This is a genomic window from Streptomyces sp. NPDC093221 (genome assembly GCF_044753885.1).
Classification (GTDB): domain Bacteria; phylum Actinomycetota; class Actinomycetes; order Streptomycetales; family Streptomycetaceae; genus Actinacidiphila.
Window position 1 is genome coordinate 115,661 of record NZ_JBIVOA010000004.1, and the last position, 20,910, is coordinate 136,570.

Annotated in this window: 14 protein-coding genes and 1 pseudogene; 6 read left to right on the forward strand and 9 right to left on the reverse strand. The window is 72.6% G+C overall.

All coding sequences use genetic code 11. The features are described from left to right. Positions 1 to 147: 147 nt before the first annotated feature. From ACIQCJ_RS17430 to ACIQCJ_RS17465, 8 genes are all read right to left on the reverse strand, one after another. On the reverse strand, positions 148 to 1,404 hold the full coding sequence (locus ACIQCJ_RS17430) for a peptidase S8 (RefSeq protein ID WP_391049934.1): 1,257 nt from the start codon (positions 1,402 to 1,404) through the stop codon (positions 148 to 150). Positions 1,405 to 1,668: 264 nt separating this feature from the next. Continuing rightward, the gene (locus tag ACIQCJ_RS17435) at positions 1,669 to 4,641 is read right to left on the reverse strand and encodes an MGH1-like glycoside hydrolase domain-containing protein (protein WP_402711826.1); all 2,973 of its coding nucleotides are present in this window, start codon (positions 4,639 to 4,641) and stop codon (positions 1,669 to 1,671) included. A gap of 333 nt (positions 4,642 to 4,974) precedes the next feature. Next, positions 4,975 to 5,157 carry a hypothetical protein gene (locus ACIQCJ_RS17440; RefSeq protein WP_401725744.1) on the reverse strand — a complete coding sequence of 61 codons (183 nt, stop codon included), beginning with the start codon at positions 5,155 to 5,157 and terminating at the stop codon, positions 4,975 to 4,977. A gap of 131 nt (positions 5,158 to 5,288) precedes the next feature. After that, positions 5,289 to 5,549, reverse strand: coding sequence for a DUF5133 domain-containing protein (locus ACIQCJ_RS17445; RefSeq protein ID WP_391161810.1), 261 nt, complete (start codon positions 5,547 to 5,549; stop codon positions 5,289 to 5,291). 125 nt (positions 5,550 to 5,674) lie between these two features. Further along, complete coding sequence (locus ACIQCJ_RS17450; RefSeq protein ID WP_402711827.1) at positions 5,675 to 6,436, reverse strand: GPP34 family phosphoprotein; 762 nt, start codon at positions 6,434 to 6,436, stop codon at positions 5,675 to 5,677. 247 nt (positions 6,437 to 6,683) lie between these two features. Further along, positions 6,684 to 7,424 (reverse strand): hypothetical protein, encoded by a 741-nt coding sequence (locus ACIQCJ_RS17455; protein ID WP_401725747.1) that lies wholly within the window; start codon positions 7,422 to 7,424, stop codon positions 6,684 to 6,686. Positions 7,425 to 7,987: 563 nt separating this feature from the next. After that, positions 7,988 to 8,914 (reverse strand): hypothetical protein, encoded by a 927-nt coding sequence (locus ACIQCJ_RS17460; RefSeq protein ID WP_401858730.1) that lies wholly within the window; start codon positions 8,912 to 8,914, stop codon positions 7,988 to 7,990. Positions 8,915 to 9,118: 204 nt separating this feature from the next. Next, positions 9,119 to 9,397 carry a hypothetical protein gene (locus ACIQCJ_RS17465; RefSeq protein WP_355349093.1) on the reverse strand — a complete coding sequence of 93 codons (279 nt, stop codon included), beginning with the start codon at positions 9,395 to 9,397 and terminating at the stop codon, positions 9,119 to 9,121. A 172-nt stretch (positions 9,398 to 9,569) separates the two neighbouring features. On the opposite strand from ACIQCJ_RS17465, the gene ACIQCJ_RS17470 reads away from it, so the two are divergent. From ACIQCJ_RS17470 to glgX, 6 genes and pseudogenes are all read left to right on the forward strand, one after another. Then, entirely contained in the window at positions 9,570 to 9,965 is a 396-nt protein-coding gene (locus tag ACIQCJ_RS17470; RefSeq protein ID WP_402711828.1) for an alpha-L-rhamnosidase C-terminal domain-containing protein, read from the forward strand. 127 nt (positions 9,966 to 10,092) lie between these two features. Next, positions 10,093 to 11,130 carry an alcohol dehydrogenase catalytic domain-containing protein gene (locus ACIQCJ_RS17475; protein WP_402711829.1) on the forward strand — a complete coding sequence of 346 codons (1,038 nt, stop codon included), beginning with the start codon at positions 10,093 to 10,095 and terminating at the stop codon, positions 11,128 to 11,130. A 313-nt stretch (positions 11,131 to 11,443) separates the two neighbouring features. Beyond that, a pseudogene (locus tag ACIQCJ_RS17480) lies at positions 11,444 to 11,802 on the forward strand (transcriptional regulator); the annotation flags it as partial. Between the two features lie 265 nt (positions 11,803 to 12,067). Continuing rightward, on the forward strand, positions 12,068 to 15,775 hold the full coding sequence (locus ACIQCJ_RS17485) for an alpha-N-acetylglucosaminidase TIM-barrel domain-containing protein (protein ID WP_402711830.1): 3,708 nt from the start codon (positions 12,068 to 12,070) through the stop codon (positions 15,773 to 15,775). 103 nt (positions 15,776 to 15,878) lie between these two features. Next, positions 15,879 to 16,922 carry a zinc-dependent alcohol dehydrogenase family protein gene (locus ACIQCJ_RS17490; RefSeq protein WP_402711831.1) on the forward strand — a complete coding sequence of 348 codons (1,044 nt, stop codon included), beginning with the start codon at positions 15,879 to 15,881 and terminating at the stop codon, positions 16,920 to 16,922. Positions 16,923 to 17,128: 206 nt separating this feature from the next. Continuing rightward, complete coding sequence (gene glgX, locus ACIQCJ_RS17495; RefSeq protein WP_402711832.1) at positions 17,129 to 19,243, forward strand: glycogen debranching protein GlgX; 2,115 nt, start codon at positions 17,129 to 17,131, stop codon at positions 19,241 to 19,243. Between the two features lie 101 nt (positions 19,244 to 19,344). Here glgX and ACIQCJ_RS17500 read toward each other — a convergent pair whose 3' ends face one another. Continuing rightward, the gene (locus ACIQCJ_RS17500; RefSeq protein ID WP_402711833.1) at positions 19,345 to 20,874 is read right to left on the reverse strand and encodes a class I adenylate-forming enzyme family protein; all 1,530 of its coding nucleotides are present in this window, start codon (positions 20,872 to 20,874) and stop codon (positions 19,345 to 19,347) included. Positions 20,875 to 20,910 lie beyond the last annotated feature (36 nt).

Consider the following 20,910-nt stretch of genomic DNA (forward strand, 5'->3'; position numbering starts at 1 on the left):
TCTCACGTGGACTCGGGGGGGGGGGGGGGCGGGGGGGCCCGGGGGGGGGGCCGGGGGGGGTCTTTTCGGGGGGGGGGGGGGGGGCGGCCCCCCCGCGGGGGGGGGGGGCCGGGGGGGGGCCCCCCCCCGCCCGCGAGGAACGGGAGGTCAGCCCGCGAAGGCCGTCGTCCCGGCCGGGGTGCCGAGACCGGTCGGACCGTCGTAACCGGCCTTGCCGGTGCACAGGTAGCTGCCGGAGCAGCTTCCGTTGGAACCGCTGGTCACGTCGTTGAGCGCCGTGGTGTGGGCGTACGGGAAGGACGTCGGGTACGAGCCGGAGGACGGGTTGCCCGCCAGCGCGTAGACCGAGGCGATGATCGGCGAGGAGACGCTGGTGCCGCCGAAGGTGTACCAGCCGGCCGTGACGCCGTAGGAGTCGTAGACCGCGACACCGGTGGCCGGGTCGGCGACCGCCGAGACATCGGCGATGGTCCGCTTGGAGCAGCCGGTGTCCTTCTGCCAGGACTGCTTGGCGTCGTAGGCCGAGCAGCCGGACCCGGAGCCGGACCAGACCGTCTCCGTCCAACCGCGGGTCGTGGACGACTTCTTGAGGTTGGTGCCGCCGACCGCGGTCACGTACTTCGAGGCCGCGGGGTACTCGGCGCCGTAGCCGGAGTCACCGGCGCTGACGGTGATCGCGACACCGGGGTGGTTGAAGTACGAGGAGTCGTAGCTGGTGTCGGAGGACGACTCGGAACCGCCGTAGCTGTTCGAGACGAACTTCGCGCCCAGGGCGACGGCCTCGTTGACCGACTTGCCGAGGTTGGCCATGGAGGCGGAACTGGCCTCGACCAGGAGGATGTTGCACTTCGGGCAGATGGCGCTGGCCATGTCCAGGTCGAGGGAGATCTCCTCGGCCCAGCCCGAGTCGGCGCTGGGCAGGGACGTGGTGGAGCCGGTCTGGCTCACCTTCTTGAAGCAGCCGCTGGCCACCGTGCATGCGGGCAGACCGTAGTACGACCGGTAGGCGGCCAGGTCACTGGCGGCGTTGGGGTCGTCGTACGCGTCGACGATCGCGACCGTCTCGCCGCTGCCGTTGGTGGACGCCGCCGAGGTGAGGCCGTAGGCGGCGCGCAGGTCGGTGGGGCCGTAGCCGGACGGCGTGGCGGCGGTGGCCGCGTCCGGCGAGACCGTGGTGGTCCGCGCGGCGTGCACGGTGCCGCTGGTGACGCGCAGCGCCTTACAGGCCATGTCGCCCGCCTTGGCGGGCGTGGCACAGGCCCGCGCGGTGTGGACGGGCTGCGCGGCGGCCGGCGTCTGCGCGACGGCGGACGGGGTGAGGGCCAGTGCGGAAGCGGCCAGAGCGGCGACCGCTGTGAGGGGTAGACCGGCGCGACGTATCGCCGGATTCAGGGTGATGCGCAACGAACTGCCTCCTGTGGTGGGTTACCTGGGGGCCTGCGGATGCAGTGGTGCCTGTGGTGCCAGGTGGGGTGACTGAGGCACCGAACCGCCACTATGGGTGACGCGGTCACGTCAATACAGGGACCGGGCGAAGTCTCTACCTCCGCTTTGCCTTCGTCAGTTCGCCTTGGGGAAGACGTGGTCGAGAAATGACCGCGCAGGATGCATGGATTCCACTTGCGTGGTTTCGCAACTCCCCTGCGCGGTCCGCCGCTTGGGTCCGCCCTACGACGTCAGGTAGCAGGATTTGGCGACGTTCGGGATCGGGTCACCGCCGCCGAAGGCCGCGGTGGTGCAGGGCGTGCCCCCGGTGAACGTCGCGTAGCGGTAGTCGCCCGCCGCCCCGTACGCCACGGTCCTGCGGCCGGTGAAGGCGCAACTGCCGTTCTCCGCCGAGCAGGTCGCCGGAAAGCCGGGCGGGGCGCCCGCGTACGTGGAGCAGCTCTTGGCCACGCCGAAGACCGGGTCGACCCCCATCGTGTCGTTGCCGCAGGTCGTCGGGCCGTTGGAGTGGCCGGTCCAGAACGCGCCCGCGGCGCCGTACGCGACGGGTTGCGATCCGGTGGCCGCGCAGACGGACTTCTCGGCCGCGCACTGCGTCCAGTTGCCCGCGGGCGGCCCGTTCGGGGCGGCCCAGCAGCTCTTGGCCGTGTTGTACAACGGGTCGGTGCCGAAGGCGTCGTTGGTGCAGGCGACGCTGCCGGTGACCACCTGGAAGCGGAAGGCGCCGTTCGCGCCGTAGGCGACCTCCCGGGTGCCGCTGACCGTGCAGGTCCCCTTCTCCGCCGCGCACGAGGTGTAGCCCGCGGGGCCGCCGGACGGGGCGAGATAGCAGGATTTCAGTACGCCGTACGCCGGGTCGGCGCCGCCGAAGGCGGAGGCCGCGCAGAGCGTCGCGCCGCTCACGGACCGGTAGGCGTACGCGCCCGCGCCGTAGGCCATGACCTGGCTGCCGGACGGGGTGCAGGTGCCGCCCTCGACGGCGCACAGGGTGTAGCCGGTCGGCAGCGTCGTGCCCGCGACCGAGGTGGCGAAGGGCACGGGGGCGCCGAGGCCGGTGGCGGACACCGCGTACGTCCCGGCGGGGACGCCGGTGAGGTAGACGTAACGGTCGTCGCTCGACCCGCCGTTGATGCCCGCGCCCGGATGGAAGGCGCCGCCGCTCCACACGGTGGCGCCGTTGACGGTGACGGTGGCGTCGGCGGAGCCGTTGGTGGGTACGCCGATCCGGCCGGTGGTCCCCGCCGGGCTCGTCAGCGACTCGGTGAGGGTGCCCGCGGCCGTGTCCCGGTCCCAGGAGCCGGTCACCGTGCCCTGCGGCATGGTGAGGGTGCCCTCGGTGTGGGCGAGGTCGCCGGGGTGCGGCACGAAGTCGTAGGCCGCGGTGCCGGTCGGGGACAGGCCCAGCAGGTAGAAGGTGAGGGCGGAGGTCGGTCCGGTCCCCCAGCCGTGCGCCAGGCTCATGTACGTGCCGCCGTAGTCGAAGGACCCGTCGGAGCGGAACCCCTCCCAGAACGTACTTCCCGTGCCCGTGGGGCTGCCCAGCATGTAGCCCCACTCGCGGCGGATCAGGGCCAGCGCGTTGATGTCGTCGTCGGCCGCGAAGTGGGCCTGGACCTCCATCGATCCGGGGAAGGTGCCGATGGCGCCGCCGTCCTTCTCGGGGCTGGCCGCGCCGTGGTCGTTCCACCGGGCGGCGAGCGCGTGCGCGATGGCGGTGTCCTTGTCCGCACTGTCGGTCAGCCCGTACCAGACCGCGAGCGAGTTGCCGTCCTGCGGATAGAGCGTGCTGGTCGGGTTGTCCCGGTAGAGGCCGACCGCGCCGTTCCAGAGCCGCTGGTTGACGGCGGACTTCACGGTGGCCGCGCGCTGACGCCAGGCGGTGGCGTCCGCCGTGTCCCCCTCGACGGCCGCGAGCGTCGCACCGCTGGTGAGGGCCGCGTAGAGCAGTGCGTTGGCCTCGATGTTCTCGCCGCCCTGGCCGCCGCGCGCCCAGTCGTTGGTCCCGGTGACGTTCAGCAGGCCGTTGCCGTCGATCTTCGCGGTGATGAAGGACATGCCGAGCCGATAGCGGCTCCACACCGAGTCCAGCCACGCCTTGCAGGCGGAGTAGGTGTAGTACGACGCCGACCCGATGAGCGTCCACGTGTGATAGGTGTCGGAGCCGTAGAAGTTGACGGCCGGACCGCCGTACTCCAGCTCACCGGTCGAGGAATTCTGGTGCTGGTAGAGGCTGTTGAGGGCGTTCTTGGTGGACGCGATGTCATGGGTCGAGACGTATTCGGTGGGTGTCGACACACCGAGGTCGCCGGGCCAGACGGCGCGGTCGCGCTTGGCACCGTCGCTGAGGATGCCCGCTCCCGTGCCGATCACGGCGTTGTTCTCCCACCCGGAGGCGGGCGGCGGATAGGCGCGGCCGGTGTCGGGCGCGATCGTGTCCATCTGGACGGTGTAGGCCCCGGCGTACCAGATCTTGTTCAGCAGCGGGTCGCTCGAATAGAAGTAGTTGGCGTACGCGGCGGGGTCGCTCATCCCGGCCGCGCCGGTGAACGCCAGCGAGACCCCGTTGAGGTCCACCCAGCCGGACGTCCCCATGAAGACCGTCAAGTAGCGGAAGCCGCCGCGCAGTTTGTCGGTCGGCATGGTGTACGTGCCCGCGCCGTCGACGGTCGCGGTCAGCGCGCCGTCGGTGCCGGAACCGGAGTACACGGTGCCGCTGCTCAAGTCGCTGACCGGGCCGACGTACAGCGACGACTCGCTGAAGGCCAGGCCGACCCGCTGCCCGCTGCCGCTCGCCCCTGCGAATCTCAGCGTCACCAGCCCGCCGACCTCCTTGCCGAAGTCGAGGACCAGATACGCGTTCGTCCCGGAGATGCGGGTCGAGGCGCCCGACAGCACGTTCCCCGGTGAGGTGACGGACCCGGACGTGCCCTTGACCGCGACCGGGGCGAGCGTCCTGCTGTGCGGGGCGTAGATGTACGCGTCGCCCGCCGACCGGCCGGCGAGCCCGGTGGGGGCGGCGGCCGGAACCGCGGGGGCCGCGGCAGTACGGGCTTCGGAGCTGCGGGCATCGGCGGACGCGGGCGGCGTGGTCGACAGGCCGACGGCGGCGCACAGGGTCGCGAGGAACAGCGCGACCCTGAAGCGGCGGGAAGCGGATAAGGGCGATCGTCGCCCCGGCGGGTGGGGGAAGGACATGGCTCCGGCCTCCGTGCGAGGTGGGGGGTGACTCAACGGCAGACGCGAGTGAATCGTTTCATTCATACGGTGCGTGGGGAACATATGAGAGCGCTCTCCCGCGCGTCAAGGGATCGGACAGGGGGGCGGGCGCGGCCGTCGCGTCGAGGGGTGACCGCGAGCGTCACGCCAGGGGCGGGCCGGGCTCGTATCGCGGCGGGCAGGACGGCATGGCGGGGCGGGCTGGCGGCGGGCTGGGACCGCCTTGTCGGCACGCCGGGACGCGCGGGCAGCGGCCTGAAACCGACTTGTCGGCACGCCGGGACGCGAGGGGGGCAGCGCGTAAGCGGCCCTTCACTCCTCGCTGTCGGCCGGGTCCTCGGGGGCCGTGCCGGTGAAGTACGCCATCGCCTCGGGTGCGCCCGGCCGCGGCTCGGTGTCGAAGCACGCCCACGAGCAGAAGGTCGTGGGGTTCCAGTCGCTGGTGCGCCCGCATTCGGCGCAGACCATCACCGGGTCGTCGTCAAGATCAGCCATGCGGTGAGTGTGCCCCGTCGGGCCGGTTCACAACGGGTTTGGAGCTGATATGTGCCGGTCCGCGTACCGCCGCCCGTGGGCGCGGGAGGTGACGTGAGGTTCTGGAGGTAACGTGAGGTTCGGGAGGGGCCCTAAGCCGCCGCTTCGAGGGCGGTGGTCGCGTCTCCGGCCTCGTCGTCCAGCGCCTCGGCGTCCCCGGCTTCGGCGAGCAGGGCGCGGGCGGCGGCCAGCGCGGCGCCGATCTCGCCGGTGCCGGTCGCCACGCACAGTGTGTAGGCGGTGTCACGCAGGAGGTCGCGGATCCGCGGCTCGGAGCGGACCTCGGGGCTCTGGGAATTCAAGTGCTCGTACCGCTCGACCAGTTCACGCAGCGCGGCAGGGTGGGCCGACATCGTCACAGCCTCTCGTGGAAAATTGCTCACCCCGTGTCACGGGGCAAGAGTCGCCTACCCCGTAACAGGCCGTCCACTCCCCTAAATCGTGATTGATCGGGAGCGGGTGACCGACCGTCAGACCGTCAGTAACCGCGGCTGCGGTAGGTGGCGTTGGCGCGGTCGAGCCGGGTGGTGCGCAGACGGCGCTCCTCGGCCAACTCCTCGACGGCGTGCCGGAGTGCGCGCAGCACCACCCGCGACGGGCTGCCCGTGGGGACCTCGTCCGGCGGCGGCTCGTCGCCCTTGACCCCGATGAGGGTGGCGAGCGCCCTGAGGACCGGCGCGTCCGACGCCCAGTGCTGGGCCGCTCGGCGCCGACCCGGCGTGTCGGCGAGGACGCGTCGGCTGGTGGGGAGCAGGCCCCAGCGCCGGTGCCGCTCGGGGACCAGCGTGCCGTCCTCTTCGAGCGCGGCGATGTAGGCGGTCGGCAGGTCCCGGCCCCGGCGCCACAGCCAGTCCTCGACGCGCTCCCCCGGATTGTCGTCCGCGCCGCTCTCCGCGGCCGGTTCCGCCCGCTTGCCCGTCGGCCTGTCCGCCGCCTCGCCCGCCGCTCTTTGCGTCGCCTTGTCCGTCGCCCTGCCCGGGTCGCGGTCGGCGGCCTCCGCGGAGCGCGTCGCCGTCTCGTACGCCGTCAGCGCCTCCCCCAGCAGCCGGTCCGCGGTGCGCCGCTCGCCTTCCGGCCGGGGTACGGGCACCACGCGGTCGCCGCGCAGCGTCAACTCCTTCGCCGCGATGAGGTCGATCAGTTCGGCCCCGGCCAGGGCGAGTGAGAGGTCGCCGCGGTCCACGAGGAGGTCGGGCGGCACGTCCATGGCGACGACGATCAGGTCTCGTGGTGTGGTCATCGCGCTGCTCCGCATCGTGGGCGGCCCGGCCGGGCCGCCGGACGGCGGTCGCCGGCCTGGAGGCGGTCCGGCCTGGACCGCTGTGAAGGACGTGCCACAAAACTACCCAACGCGACCGCGACCCGGCGGGTACTCCCGCGGCGGGGCTCTCAAGGACACCCGATAGGGGCGCGGGCCCGCGTCGGCGTGACCGCCGCCTCCGCCCCGACTGTCATGCCCGTCCGGGACGTCACCGCCGCCGTGCCCGCTACTTCTGCCCCTTCATCACGTTGCGCACCGTGGCGATCAGAGCGGGCTGGTACGCCCGCAGGTCGGTCTCGGAGGTGCTGTCGCCCTGCTGCCCGTCCACGCTGGTGGCGAGGTAGTTGTAGCCGTTGAGGGTGAGGGTGAACACCGCGCCGCCGTCGAGGACTTTGAGCTGCTGCGACCCCGCGTTGATGGTGAGGAAGTACGCCTTGTCCCCGAGGTCGGGGACGGATTCGGTGGTCGTGACGGGGATGAGGTCGGCGGTGTCGAGATCGCGCTGGTCCTCGAATTCGGCGGCGGGGTCGGTCGCCTTGTGCAGGTCGACGCCGACGACCACCTCGTAACGCGCCGTGCCGCCGCGCAGCGGGATCGGTGACGTGGTCTCGATCGTGCAGCGGATCTGGTCGAGCGCGGGGCCGAGGTGGACCACCGCGGGTGAGACGGTCTGGGTGTCGGTGGCCTTGAGCGCGTCGGTGAGCGGCTTGAGGGTGAGTCCCGCGCACGGGCTGCCGTGCAGGACGTAGCCGTGCATGTCCGGTGCGCCGCTGTGCCGCGGGCCGTACGCGTACAGGCCGCCCGCCCACGCGGCGGACGCTACGATGGCGCCGCCGAGGCCGACCGCCCACAGGCGCCTGCCGCCCGGGCCGAAGGCGGCCGGTCGGGGGGCGGGGTCCCCGTCGGAGACCATGTCCGCGGGCGTGGGCTCGTCGAGTCCGCCCGTCAGTTCCGGCTCGGATATCACGGCTGCTCCTCGCGGTGCGCCCGGTCGTGCGTCCGGCGGTGCGCGTTGGTGTGGCCCGTCGTGCGCTGCACACGTCGATCGCCTGGTCAGCAGATTGTCGCCGCCGCCCCGCTCGGCGCACCAGTGACCGTACGCCCTGTCGTGCCCCGGCAACGCCCGAATCGTCCAGGCCGCCCGGGAGGGACGGGCGGGAAGGGGAGGACGGGGCGCGGCGGGGGCGCGTGTCGGGGCCCGGCGGGGCCCGGGCGGCAGCACGATGCCCCGGCGCGGGGGCCGGGGCAGGGGGTGTGTCGGTTCGTACCGTATGCGGAGGACGTGCGTCCGCACAGGGCGCGTCCGAGGGCCGTGGTGTCGCGTCGCGGGACCCGCGGAACGGACAAGCGAAGGTCCCGCAGCCGGGGGGGGTGGCTGCGGGACCTCTTCTACCTTGGCACACGTGGCGGCCGCACGCACGCCGACGGGCGAATGACCACCGCCATTCGTGGCGGCACCGGCCGGGCGTCAGCCCGCTGGCACCGCCTGCGGGCCGTCAGCGTCAGCCCGCTGGCACCGCCTGTGGGCCGTCAGGCGTCGGTCGCGGCGACCGCGGGCTTGTGCCTGCGGAGCAGCGCGGAGCCCGCCAGGGCCGCCGCCACCGCGGCGCAGGCCAGCACCGTTGTGGTGGACCCGGCGAAGGAGCGGCCGAGGCTGTCCCTGAGCAGGTGCACGGGCCCGAAGCCGGCGGCGAGCGAGTGCAGCACCAGCGTGCCCACGGCCGCGGTCGCGCTGGCCGCCCACGTCCAGACCGTGTCCTGCACGGTCAGCATGACCGCCAGGACCAGGCAGAGGACGGTGATGGCCAGGGACACACCCGCCGCGAGGTCGCCGGCGCGCAGGCCCGCGATGTCGGTGGGCAGGTGGATCGCGGCGACCGCGAGGAGCGCGACGGCGGCGGGCCAGCGCAGGACGGAGGCCAGGGCGGGCGCCGCGCGGCGGGTCCGCGCGGGGCCCGAGCCGGGGCGGCGCCCGGCGAGGCGGCCCGCGCCGCCGCCCGTGGCGGGCGGCTCGTCGGTGCCCCGCCCCTCCCCCTCGGGTCGCTGTTCCGGCCAGGCGTGCCCTGACGTGTCGGGGCCGGTCGGCTCCGGGCCGCGGATCGGCGAGCCGTCGCTCTCCGGGCCGAAGATGGTGACCAGGTGGGCGACGTCCTCGATGGGACGGCCCATCGCCGCCGCGCGCAGGGTCGTACCGGCCTCGCCGTCCGCGTGCGGCGGTTCGTTGAGCAGGACGACCAACTGCCGTACCTCGTCGACCGGTCGGGACACGGCGGCCAGCCGTAGTGCCTCGTCGGCCGGACTCGGCGACTCGCCGTTCTGCTTGAGGAGGTTGACCAGACTGGCCACTTCGGCCAGCGGGCGGGTGGTCGCCGCGGTGCGGAGCAGGGTGTGCCTGGGCTCGTCGCGCGTGGCTATGGGGGATCGCTCGTCGGGGGATGAGCTGGGATCAGATGACATGGTGCGTATTCCTTTGCCGAACTACCAGGGGTGAGACTTCCCCGGCGGTCGCTGTGCGTCACGAGAGACACACGCTTAGTACCATGACATCCGATATGTCCATATTGCGCCATTCGGGACCGTTCCGGAGCCTGCGGCAGCCGACTCTCAGCACACTGTTCTCCCAGCTCAGTGGCGGTGCGAACGGTTTCCGCCGGACTCCCGCTACGGCTTCCAGTACGGGGCGAGCGTGCACTGCATGTAGTGCGTCCGCGCCCAGCGCTGCCACACCCGCGCGTGGACGGTGCCGGGTCCCGCCGCGTACTTGCCGCATTCGGGGCAGTCGGGCAGGGGTTCCGGCTCGGCGTCGTGGTCGTCGAGCTGGTGGGTGGCCCAACCGTAAAGATACGCACCGGGGTTGACGGTCGACGGATCCCTGAACCGGGCCTCCAGCTCCGCGCACCGCACGCACTCTTCTTGCTCAACACCCGTCAGCCGACTCACGTGTTCGAGACTACGTTCCGCACCGCGGCTCGCGCACGTTTTCCAGGTCGGTGTCCCCTGACCGCGTCCGGCGTGCGAATCCGCGAGCGCGGCGCGACGGCGCCGGTCGGCGGCGAGTGCCCTTGCCGGACCCGGCCGCCGCCGCTTCCCGTTCCGCACCGCCCGCGGGCGGGTGTTCCCGTCACCATGGAGCGCGCGCCCCTGCGAGCCGCCCCACCGGCCGGGCTCGCGCGCCAGAGCCAGCCGAGGAGGGCCCGATTCCCCACCGCCCGCCCACTGGCTGCACCGCACGGTCGCCGGGCTCGCCGCCGCCTCCCCCGGCCGGCGGCACATCCGCGTCGCGCCCGTGCCCGGCGCCGGTCTCACCCGGGCCCGCCCGGCGCACGAGACGCCGTACGGCAGGGCGGAGGCCGGCTGGCGGACCGAGGGCGGCACCCTCTCCGTCACGGCCGTGGTCCCGCCGAACACCCGCGCCGAGGTGCGCCTCCCCGACGGCCGGGCGCCCTTCGGCGTGGGCTCGGGACGCCATGCGTTCTCGCTCCCGTCCTCCCCCGCGCCCCGGCCATGACCGCGTCCGGCCCTAGGGGGGAGAGATCTCTCCCTGGGCCCGTCCGCGCGTGGGTGCCACGCTGAAAGAGACCTGATCAGCAGGTCTGCGAATGCACCCTTCCAGGCAGAGAGCGAGACGTACCCCCATGCGGGCAACGTTCATGTACAAGGCCGGGGACGTGCGCGTGCAGGACGCGCCGGACCCGACGATCGAGCAGCCCACCGACGCGGTCGTACGCGTCGTCCGTTCCTGTGTGTGCGGCAGTGACCTGCACCCCTTCCACAGCATGTCCGCCACGGACGGCCCGGTCCCCATGGGGCACGAGTTCCTGGGCGTCGTCGAGGACCTGGGCGCCGAGGTCTCGGGACTGAGCGTGGGCGACCTGGTGGTCTCCCCGTTCGCCTTCGCCGACAACACCTGCGAATTCTGCCGCGCGGGCCTGCACACCTCGTGCCCGCACGGCGGCTTCTTCGCGGCGGGCGGCGTCGGCGGCACCCAGGCCGAGGCGGTCCGCGTCCCGCAGGCCCAGGGCACCCTGGTGAAGCTGCCCACCGGAGTCGACACCGCGCTGCTGCCGTCGCTGCTGACGCTGGCCGACGTGTACGGCACCGGCCATCACGCCGCCAAGCAGGCGCGGGTACGTCCCGGCGACAGCGTCACCGTCATCGGTGACGGGGCCGTGGGCCTGCTCGCGGTGCTGTCCGCCAGGCGGCTCGGCGCCGAGCGCGTCATCCTCATGGGCCGCCACAAGGTCCGCACCGACCTGGGCCGTGAATTCGGTGCCACCGACGTCGTCGCCGAGCGCGGCGAGGAGGGGATCGCCAAGGTCCGCGAACTGACCGGCGGACACGGCACCCGCGCCGTCCTGGAGGCGGTCGGCCACATGCCCGCGTACGAGACGGCCGTCGGGGTCGTCCGCCCCGGCGGAGTGATCAGCCGGGTGGGCGTCCCGCAGTACGCGAACGCGCCGGTCGGTTTCGGCAGCCTCTTCGGCCCGAATGTCACCCTGACCGGTGGCCCGGCTCCCGTGCGCGCCTACATCGAGGAGCTGCTGCCCGGGGTGCTGGACGGCACGGTCGACCCCGGCCGGGTCTTCGACCAGACCGTGTCGCTGGAGGACGTACCCGAGGGGTACCGGGCCATGGACGAGCGCACCGCGCTCAAAACGCTCGTCATTCCGTAGCCGCTCCCCCGCGGGACCGACGCGGTGAGGGACGGAGGGAGGCCGTGTCACGGCCTCCCTCTTCGCGTGCTCCGGGTATTCCATGAACCCATGGAGTACCCCAACCTGGGAAGCTCAGGACTCGAGATCAGCCGTATCACCCTGGGGTGCATGAGCTTCGGGCGGTCGGGCACCGGCCGCGGCTGGGCGTTGGACGGCCCCGAGGCCGAACCGCTCTTTCCTGCGCGCCCGTCGCACCCAGACCACCCCCCGGTCCGGGGGTCCGCCGCACGCCCGGCCTGCGCCGCGAGGAACTGGCCACGCTCTCCGGGGTCAGCATCGACTACTACACCCGGCCGCCCGCGAGGTCTTCCCCGACTGGGCGGACCAGATCCGCGGCTGTCTCGCCCGGCTGCGCGCCCTGGCCGGTACCGACCCCGACGCCCCGACCTCACCCGGCTCGTCGGCGAACTCCTGCTCAAGAGAACGGACTTCGCGAGCCTGTGGGAGCGCTACGACGTCACCGGCTGCAAGGCCGCCACCAAGACCTTCCAGCACCCCCAGGTCGGCAGGATCACCCTCGCGTGCCAGGGCATGGCCCTCGAAGGCACCGCGGGCCAGCGCATGGGCATCTACACCGCCGCCCCCGGCACCCCCGGCAACGACGCGACGCTCCTGCTCGACATGACCGCCCACCCGTACCGCGTCGACGCCGTCCCGGCAGGAGCGCTGAGCGACCGTACGGCCCTGCCGGGCACGCGCGCGGTGGTGCGCCGCGCGGCTCGCCGCCGGATGCGGTCCTGGCCGGGACATCCCGGTCACCGTGGTGGCCGTCGCCTACGGCGCGTCAGATCAGCTCCCTGTGACGGGAGTGGTACCTGTTGACGGACGGTCGGGTGGGGAGTTCACTCTGCGAGCGGTTTGCCTACGGTTCCGGTCCTCGACAGGAAAGAGATCCGTGTCCACACGTCTCTTCGCCCCGCGTGCCGTCAGCGGCCGATCCTTACGCGTCAGGGCGTTCCTCACCGTCCTGGCGACTCTCCTGGCCCTCGTGACGGGCGCCGTCGTGGCAGGACCCGCCGCGTCCGCCGGGACGAGCGGGTCGAACAGGTCGAGCGGGCCGAGCGGGCCGAGCGGGCCGAGCGGGCCGAGCGGGCCGAGCGGGCCGAGCGGGCCGAGCGGGCCGAGCGGGCCGAGGGAGCTTCCCGCCGGGAATGACGCGACGACGGGCAAAGCCCGCACGGCGACCCTCGCCGCGCCCTCCGCCGTCGACACCTCGGTCGCCGAAGCCGCCGTCACGCGCCTGCTCGGCCCCGATCACGCGCGCCAGATCGACCTGCGGGGCATCGCCGCCGGATCGGGCCAGGACCGCTATCTGATCGAGGCGGCGGGCGGGCGGGTGCGGATCAGCGGCACCACACCCGGCACGCTCCTCGCGGGACTCGGCCAGTACCTGCGCGTCGTCGCCCACGCCGACATCTCACTCAACGGGGAGCAACTGCGGCTGCCCGACCGGCTGCCCCTGCCGTCCTCCCCCATCGGCCGGTCCGCGAACGTCGCCCACCGTTTCGCCCTCAACGACACCGACGAGGGGTACGCGGGCGCGTATCTGACCTGGCAGCAGTGGCAGCGGCGGATCGACGTGCTGGCGCTCGACGGCATCAACGAGATGCTGGTCTACGAGGGGCAGGAGGCCGTCTACGACAAGACCTTCCAGCGCTTCGGCTACTCCGACGCCGAGATGCGCGCCTGGATCCCGCAGCCCGGCCACCAGCCGTGGTGGCTGCTCCAGAACATGTGCTGCGAGAACGGCCCGATCAGCGCGCAACTCCTCGACCAGCGGGTGACGCTCGGCCGCCGGATGACCGGCTATCTGCGGCAGCTCGGCCTCACTCCGGTGCTGCCCGGCTACTTCGGCACCGTCCCGCCGGGCTTCGCCGCGAAGAACGCGGGAGCCCATGTGATCGCGCAGGGAACCTGGAACGGCTTTCCCCGGTCCGACTGGCTGGACCCGACGACGGCGCTGTTCGGCCAGGTCGCCGACGCGTTCTACGGCGAGCAGAGCAAGCTGTTCGGCGACAGCTCGATGTACAAGATGGACCTGCTGCACGAGGGCGGCCAGGCGGGCGACGTCAACGTCGGCGACGCCTCCCGGGCCGTACACAACGCCCTCGACCGGGCCCACCCCGGAGCGATCTGGGCCATCCTCGGCTGGGAGAGCAACCCGCGCGAGGAGACCCTCCGGGCCGTCGACACCTCCCGCATGCTCGTCCTCGACGGCAACTCCGACACCACGGGCGCGACCGACCGCGACCAGGACTACCTCGGGACCCCGTACGCCTTCGGCACGATCTGGAACTTCGGCGGCAACACCAACATGGGCGCGAGCATGGCGCTGTGGAACACGAAGTTCCATGCGTGGCTCGCCAAGCCCGGCACGGCCCTGAGCGGTATCGCGTTGATGCCGGAGGCGATCGACAACAATCCGGTGGCCGTGGAGTTCTTCGCCGATCTGGCGTGGGAGTCGTCGGCGGTCGACATGGACACCTGGATGGCCGCGTACGCCACGGCGCGCTACGGGGCCGCCGACCCGCACGCGGTGGCGGCCTGGCAGATCCTGGGCCGTACGGCGTACGCGTGGCCGGGCGACACCGGGACCAGGCACACCAGCAGCATCTTCTCGATCCAGCCCGGTCTGTCCGCGACGGCCGGTTCGGTCCCGTACGACCCGAAGGACGTCCAGCGGGCGTTCGGCGAACTCCTCCAGGTGGGACAGCCGTCGCGCGGCAGCACCGCGTACACGTACGACCTCGTGGACCTCGGCCGTCAGGTGCTGTCCAACGACACCCGGACCCTGCTGCCGCGCATCCGCCAGGCGTACACCGCCCGCGACACCGCCGCCTTCGACGCGCTCAGCGGGCAGTGGATGACCAAGCTGAATCTGCTGGACACGCTCCTGGGCGCCGACGGCACGTCGCTGTTCGGCGTCTGGCAGAAGGAGGCCGCCGCGCAGGCGCCGACTCCCGCGGAGGCCAGGCGCCTCGAGTACGACCTGCGCACGCTGGTCAGCGACTGGACGGAGACCCATCCGATCCAGGACTACGCGGGGCGCGAGTGGAACGGCCTGGTCGGGGACTACTACGGGGCGCGCTGGCGGACGTTCTTCGACTCGCTCCGCACCGCGCTCAGCACCGGCGGTCCGCCGCGGGCCGTCGACTGGCGCGCGGTCGCCTCGACATGGGTCCACAAGGTGGCGCGCTATCGGAGCACGCCCACCGACGACGCCTATCAGCAGGCGCGGAAGGTCGCCGCGTACCCGGCGGGGCACGTGGACCTGGCCGCGGACCCCAAGGCCGGGCCGCCCGGCGCGACCGTACGGCTGACCGCGGTCTTCACCAACGACAACGCCCTGTGGCCCACCGGCGCCGCGAGCTTCGCGCTGACCGCGCCGGGCGGCTACACCGTCCGCCCGGTCGGCGGTGCCACGCCGTCGGTGCCCGCGGGCGGGACGGCCACCGCCGCCTGGGACGTGACGATTCCGAGCGGCGCCGCACCCGCCGGCCTGGCGCGTCTGACGGCGACCGTGCGCTGGTCGTCGGGCGGAGCCGACGACGCGGTGTCGGCGACCGCGGCCGACACGACCGACGTCCTGGTGTCAGGACCGGTGGCCGAGCCCTATCGCACGGCGTCCTCCGCTTCCCCCGCGTCGATCGCCTTCGCCCAGCACGGCGACGTCTTCGGCATGGCAGGGGGCGGCGCGGACATCGGCGCGTCCACCGACCAGTACGGCGCCGTCTACCGGCCGCGGTGGCTGACCTCCGGGCAGGCCGTCGGCACGGAGGTGCTGGAGCAGGACGACAGCGGCCCCTGGGCGCGCGCCGGACTCGTCGTGCGCGCGGACCTCGCGCGGCCGGGAAGCCCCGGTTACGCCGATCTGGCCGTCACGCCGGAGCACGGCTGCGTGTTCATGTGGGACGCCGACGGCAACGGAACCCTTGAGCACTCCGCGTCGAGCGGCGGATTCACCGGTCCTGTCCACCTGCGGATCAGCCGCGACGGCGACACCTTCACCGGCTGGTGCAGCCAGGACGGCACCGACTGGACCCGGGTGGGGTCGGCGCCGCTGCCCGGCGCCGCGCCCGCCGAGGACGCCGGTCTGCTCTTCTCCGCGGTCAACGCGTCCACCCACCGTCAGGGCGCCGCGCGGTTCGACGGGCTGACGTTGGCACCGTTCACCGCGCGGGACACCTCGGGCGACACCGTACTGAGCCTCGGCAGGCCGACGACCGCCCTGTCCTACGAGGCGGGCAGCCCGCCCTCCGCGGCGGTCGACGGCGACCGCACCAACAAGACGTACTGGGCGAGCGCGATGGCCGGCGGCGACACCTGGTGGCAGGTCGACCTCGGCGCGGCCCACGACCTGTCGGCGGTCAACGTCCGCAATTACGTGGACGGCAGGCGCGCCTACACCTATACGTTGACCGGCAGTCTCGACGGCGTCCACTGGTTCGCCCTAGGCGGCAAGAACACCGCAGCGGTCGCCACGGACGCCGGGGACACGTTCTCTCTCACGGCCGTGGCGCGCTACATCCGTGTCGACGGCCTCAGCAACACCGCCAACACCTCCTTCCACCTCACCGAGGTCACCGTCACGGGCGCGGCCTGACGCCCACGGGGTGCGGCGGGGTGCGGCGAAGTGCGGCCGTGCGCGAGGGTGGGGCGCAACGGCAGGGCGGGACGACTGATGTGACGGCAAGGTGGTGGCGGACGTGCGGGCTGTGGTGTTCGAGGAATTCGGGCGGGTGCCGGAGGTTCGGGAGGTGGCCGATCCGGGATGTCCGCCCGACGGGGTGGTCGTACGGGTGGAGGCGACCGGGCTGTGCCGCAGCGACTGGCACGGGTGGCTCGGGCATGACGACGGGATCACGCTGCCGCATGTGCCGGGTCATGAATTCGCGGGCCGGATCGAGGAGGTGGGTCCCGGGGTCAGCCGGTGGCGGGTCGGCGACCGGGTGACCGTGCCGTTCGTCTGCGCCTGCGGGAGCTGCGCCGCCTGCGCCCGCGGCGACCAGCAAGTGTGCGAGCGGCAGGAGCAGCCGGGCTTCACCTACTGGGGCTCCTTCGCGGAGCACGTCGCCGTCCCGCACGCGGACGTCAACCTGGTGGGGCTGCCCGACGCCATGCCGTACGCGACCGCCGCGTCGCTCGGCTGCCGCTTCGCCACCGCGTACCGCGCGGTGGTCGCGCAAGGCCGTACGCGGCCGGGCGAGTGGGTGGCGGTGATCGGCTGCGGCGGGGTCGGCCTGTCGGCGGTGATGATCGCGGTGGCCTGCGGGGCACGCGTGGTGGCGGTGGACACCTCGGCCCAAGCCCTCGGCCTGGCAAGGAAGTTCGGCGCCTCGGTGGGGGTCGACGTCTCGCGGGCCGATGTCGACACGGCGGAGGCGGTCCGCGCGGCGACCGACGGCGGGCCGCATGTCTCGGTCGACGCGCTCGGCTCCCCCGCCACCTGTGCGGCCTCCGTGGCGGGGCTGCGGCGGCGGGGCAGGCATGTGCAGGTCGGGCTGCTGCCGTCGGGCGGTGTCGCCGTCCCCATGGACCGGGTGCTCGCGCTCGAACTGGAGATTCTGGGCAGCCACGGCATGGCCGCGCACGCGTATCCGGAGATGATGCGGCTGGTCGCGGCCGGGACGCTCCGCCCCGATCTGCTGGTCGGCTCGGTCATCGGCCTGGACGCGGCGCCGGGCGCGCTGGCCGCCCTCAGCGACGGGTCGGCCGGCGGCGTCACCGTGATCACGCCGCAGAAGAAGTGAGCGCGGGCGTGGTGGGCCCGGGCCCGGCGGTCAAGGGCACGACGTTGTAGGCGCGGCCTCGGCGGAATAGGCACGGGCGCGGTCTCATAGACGCGGGCGCGCGCTCATAGGCGCGGGCTCGACGTTAGGGGCGCGGGCGCGGTGTCACCCGTACGGACGCGGCGTGCGTCGGCGCCGTCGTGCCGCGGAGCGGTTAGCTTCGGCGAATGCAGAAATGGTCCGGACTTCCGTATCCCCTGGGCGCGACCTATGACGGCTCAGGCACCAATTTCGCCCTCTTCTCGGAAGTGGCGGAGAAAGTCGATCTGGCCGTCATCGACGCGCGCGGGCGTGAACAACGCACCCCGCTGGCGTCGGTGGACGGATCGGTCTGGCACGCGTATCTTCCGGGCGTCGGTCCCGGCCAGGCGTACGGATATCGCGTGCACGGCCCGTACCGGCCGGACAGCGGGCACCGGTGCAATCCGGCGAAGCTGCTGGTGGACCCGTACGCGAAGGCCATCGACGGCCAGCCCGACAGCCACCGGTCGCTGCTCGGTTACCGCGACGACGGCTCGGACGAGCCCGACACCGCCGACAGCCTCGGCCACACCATGCTCTCGGTGGTCGCCGACCCGGCGTTCGACTGGGGCGAGGACCATCTGCCGAAGCGGCCGTACCACGAGTCGGTACTGTACGAGGCGCACGTCAAGGGCCTGACGGTACGTCACCCGGCGTTGCCGGAGAAGCTGCGCGGCACCTACGCGGGAATGGCGCATCCGGCGATCGTGGAGCACCTGACCGAACTGGGCGTCACCGCCGTCGAATTGATGCCGGTGCACCAATTCGTGCAGGACGGCCATCTGCGCGACCGTGGTCTGTCGAACTACTGGGGCTACAACACCATCGGTTTCTTCGCGCCGCACAACGCGTACTCCTCCAGTGGCACGCGCGGTCAACAGGTCACCGAATTCAAGGAGATGGTCAAGGCCCTGCACCAGGCGGGCATCGAGGTGATCCTCGACGTGGTGTACAACCACACCGCGGAGGGCAGCGAGCTCGGCCCGACGCTCTCCTTCCGCGGTATCGACAACGCCTCGTACTACCGGCTGGTGGACGACGACCCGCGGCACTGCTTCGACACCACCGGCACCGGCAACAGCCTGCTGATGCGGCACCCCAACGTGCTGCAACTCATCATGGACTCGCTGCGCTACTGGGTGACCGAGATGCATGTCGACGGTTTCCGGTTCGACCTGGCGTCCGCGCTGGCCCGGCAGTTCCACGAGGTGGACCGGCTGTCCGCCTTCTTCGACCTGGTGCAGCAGGACCCGGTGATCAGCCGCGTCAAGCTCATCGCCGAGCCCTGGGACGTCGGCGACGGCGGGTACCAGGTGGGCAACTTCCCCGCTCTGTGGAGTGAGTGGAACGGCAAGTACCGTGACTCGGTACGGGACTTCTGGCGTGGCGCCCCTTCCACCCTGCCGGAGTTCGCCTCCCGGCTGACCGGCTCCTCCGACCTGTACGAGGGCAGCCGCCGTCGCCCGCGCGCCAGCGTCAACTTCGTCACCGCCCACGACGGTTTCACCCTCCGCGACCTGGTCTCGTACAACGACAAGCACAATGAGGCCAACGGCGAGAACGGCAACGACGGGGACAGCAACAACCGTTCGTGGAACTGCGGCGCCGAGGGCCGGACGGAGGACAAGGAGATCCTGGCCCTGCGGGCCCGGCAGCAGCGCAATTTCCTCGCCACGCTCTTCGTGTCCCAGGGCGTGCCGATGCTGGCCCACGGCGACGAGTTGGGCCGCACCCAGCTCGGCAACAACAACGTCTACTGCCAGGACAACGAGATCGCCTGGGTGGACTGGGACCTGGACGAACCCCGGCGCAATCTACTGGCGTTCACCCAGCGCGTCATCGCCCTGCGCTCCCGGCATCCGGTGCTGCGCCGACGGCGCTTCTTCCGCGGCGGGGACGGCAAGGGCACGCCGGATCTGGTCTGGTTCCGCCCGGACGGCCGCGAGATGGAGGAGGCCAACTGGCTGCGTGAGGACGCGCACGCGGTGGGCGCCTTCCTCAACGGCGACAGCATCCCCGAGCCCGGCCCGCACGGCGAGCGCGTCACCGACGACTCCTTCCTCGTCCTGGTCAACAGCCATGACGAGCAAGTGGACTTCACCGTCCCCGCAGGTGCCTTCGGCGACGGCTGGCAGATCGTCGTGGACACCGCCGTCGAATCCGACACGGGCGGCCCGGACGGACCGGGCATCCAGGCCAACGCGGTGGTGCCGGTGCACGCGCAGTCGATGACCGTACTGATCCGTCCGCGCACCGACTGAACCGACTGAGCGGCGAGCCGAACGCCCGGCCCGGTGGACTGACGGCCGGCCGGGCGGGCTGACGGCCGGGTGGACTGACGGCCGGGCGGGCGCGAGTCCGCTCAGCCGGTCGTCGTCACCGGGGCGCCGGGCGGACCCGGGACACCGTGCGCACCGGGGAGGAGCGCCAGCAGGGCCCGCTTGTCGGGCTTGCCGCTGGGGGCGACCGGCATCGCGTCCAGCACGGTGACGGTGGCGGGCACGGCCGCCTCGCCCAACTCGGCGCGCACGGCGCCGCGCAGGACGTCGGCGGTCGGCGTGCGTCCCACGACGGGTACGACGAAGGCGTGGGCGGCCTCACCGGTCGTCTCGTCGGGTGCCCCGACCACATAAGCCTGGTCGACGTCCGGGTGGGCGGCGAGCGCGGACTCGATCGCTCCCGCGTAGTGCAGGATCGCGTTGACGAAGATGACGTCGCGGGCGCGGCCGACCAGCCGCAGATAGCCGTCGTCCGCGAGGGTGCCGAGGTCGCGGGTGCGGATCCAGCCGTCGCTCACCACCTCGCGGGTCTGTTCCTCGTCCTGCCAGTAGCGCGACATGGCGCCCGCGCTGCGGACCCAGATCTCGCCGGGTGTGCCCGGCCGCACGGGGCGCCCCTGGGGATCGCGCACGCTGACATCGACGCCGGGCATCGGCCGGCCGACCGAGTCCGTCACTTGCTCCGGCCGCTCGGCCACATCCTCGGGGGTGAGGAGCGCGAGCATGCCCGTCTCGGTCTGCCCGTACCCCTGGTGGACGGCGGGGCCGAGCCGGTCGGCGGCCTCGGCGAGCCGGTGCGGCGGCAGCGGTGAGCCCGCGACGAGCAGGACGCGCAGGCTGCTGGTGTCGATGTCCTCGGTGCGCAGGGTGTCGAGGATCTGGTAGAGCCGGGGGACGGTGCACAGGCAGGCGGTGATGCGGTGGCGCTGCCAGATCTCCGGGAAGGTGAGCGGGGGTTCGGGGATCACGGCGGTGCCGCCGTCGAGCAGACACAGGGAGAGGTGTTCGAGCATGACGGCGCTGGTGAGGGTGCCGAAGACGAGGTAGCGGCGGTAACCGGCGGCGAGTCGGGCGGTGGTCGCGCTCCACCGCGCGGGCTGCCACGACCAGTGTTCGCTGAGCGCGCGGTAGGTCTGGGCGCAGCCCTTGGGGTGGCCGGTGCTGCCGCTGGTCAGGGTGATGAGGCCGATGTCGTCGGGGCGGCCGTGCGCGGTCAGGGCGTCGGGCGATGTGTCCGCCGGTGCGGCCGACAGGTCGCGGTCCACGTCGAGTACGGGGCGGGTGCCCGCCGCCGCCAGGAGCGCGGGGGTCGCGGTCGAGTCGTCGGCGACGACCGCGTCGATTCCGGTGGACAGCACATGGGCGAGCTGGCTCGGCGTCAGTCCGGGGCGCAGCCCTGTGACGCGGCATCCCAGCAGGTGGGCGGCGATCTGGGCGGCGAAGCCGCGCGGGGTGACGGCGGTGGTGACGGCCACTCCCCCGCCGGGTCCGAGTCCGGCCGCCCGCAGTCCCGCGACGCAGCGGCGTACGAGGTCGAGCACCTCGCCGCGGCTGACGGGATGTGACCGGAATTCGAAGGCCGGGGTGCCCGGATCGCGCAGGAAAGCGTCCACGAGTGGCTGGGGAAATACCGATTCGGCCGGATTGTT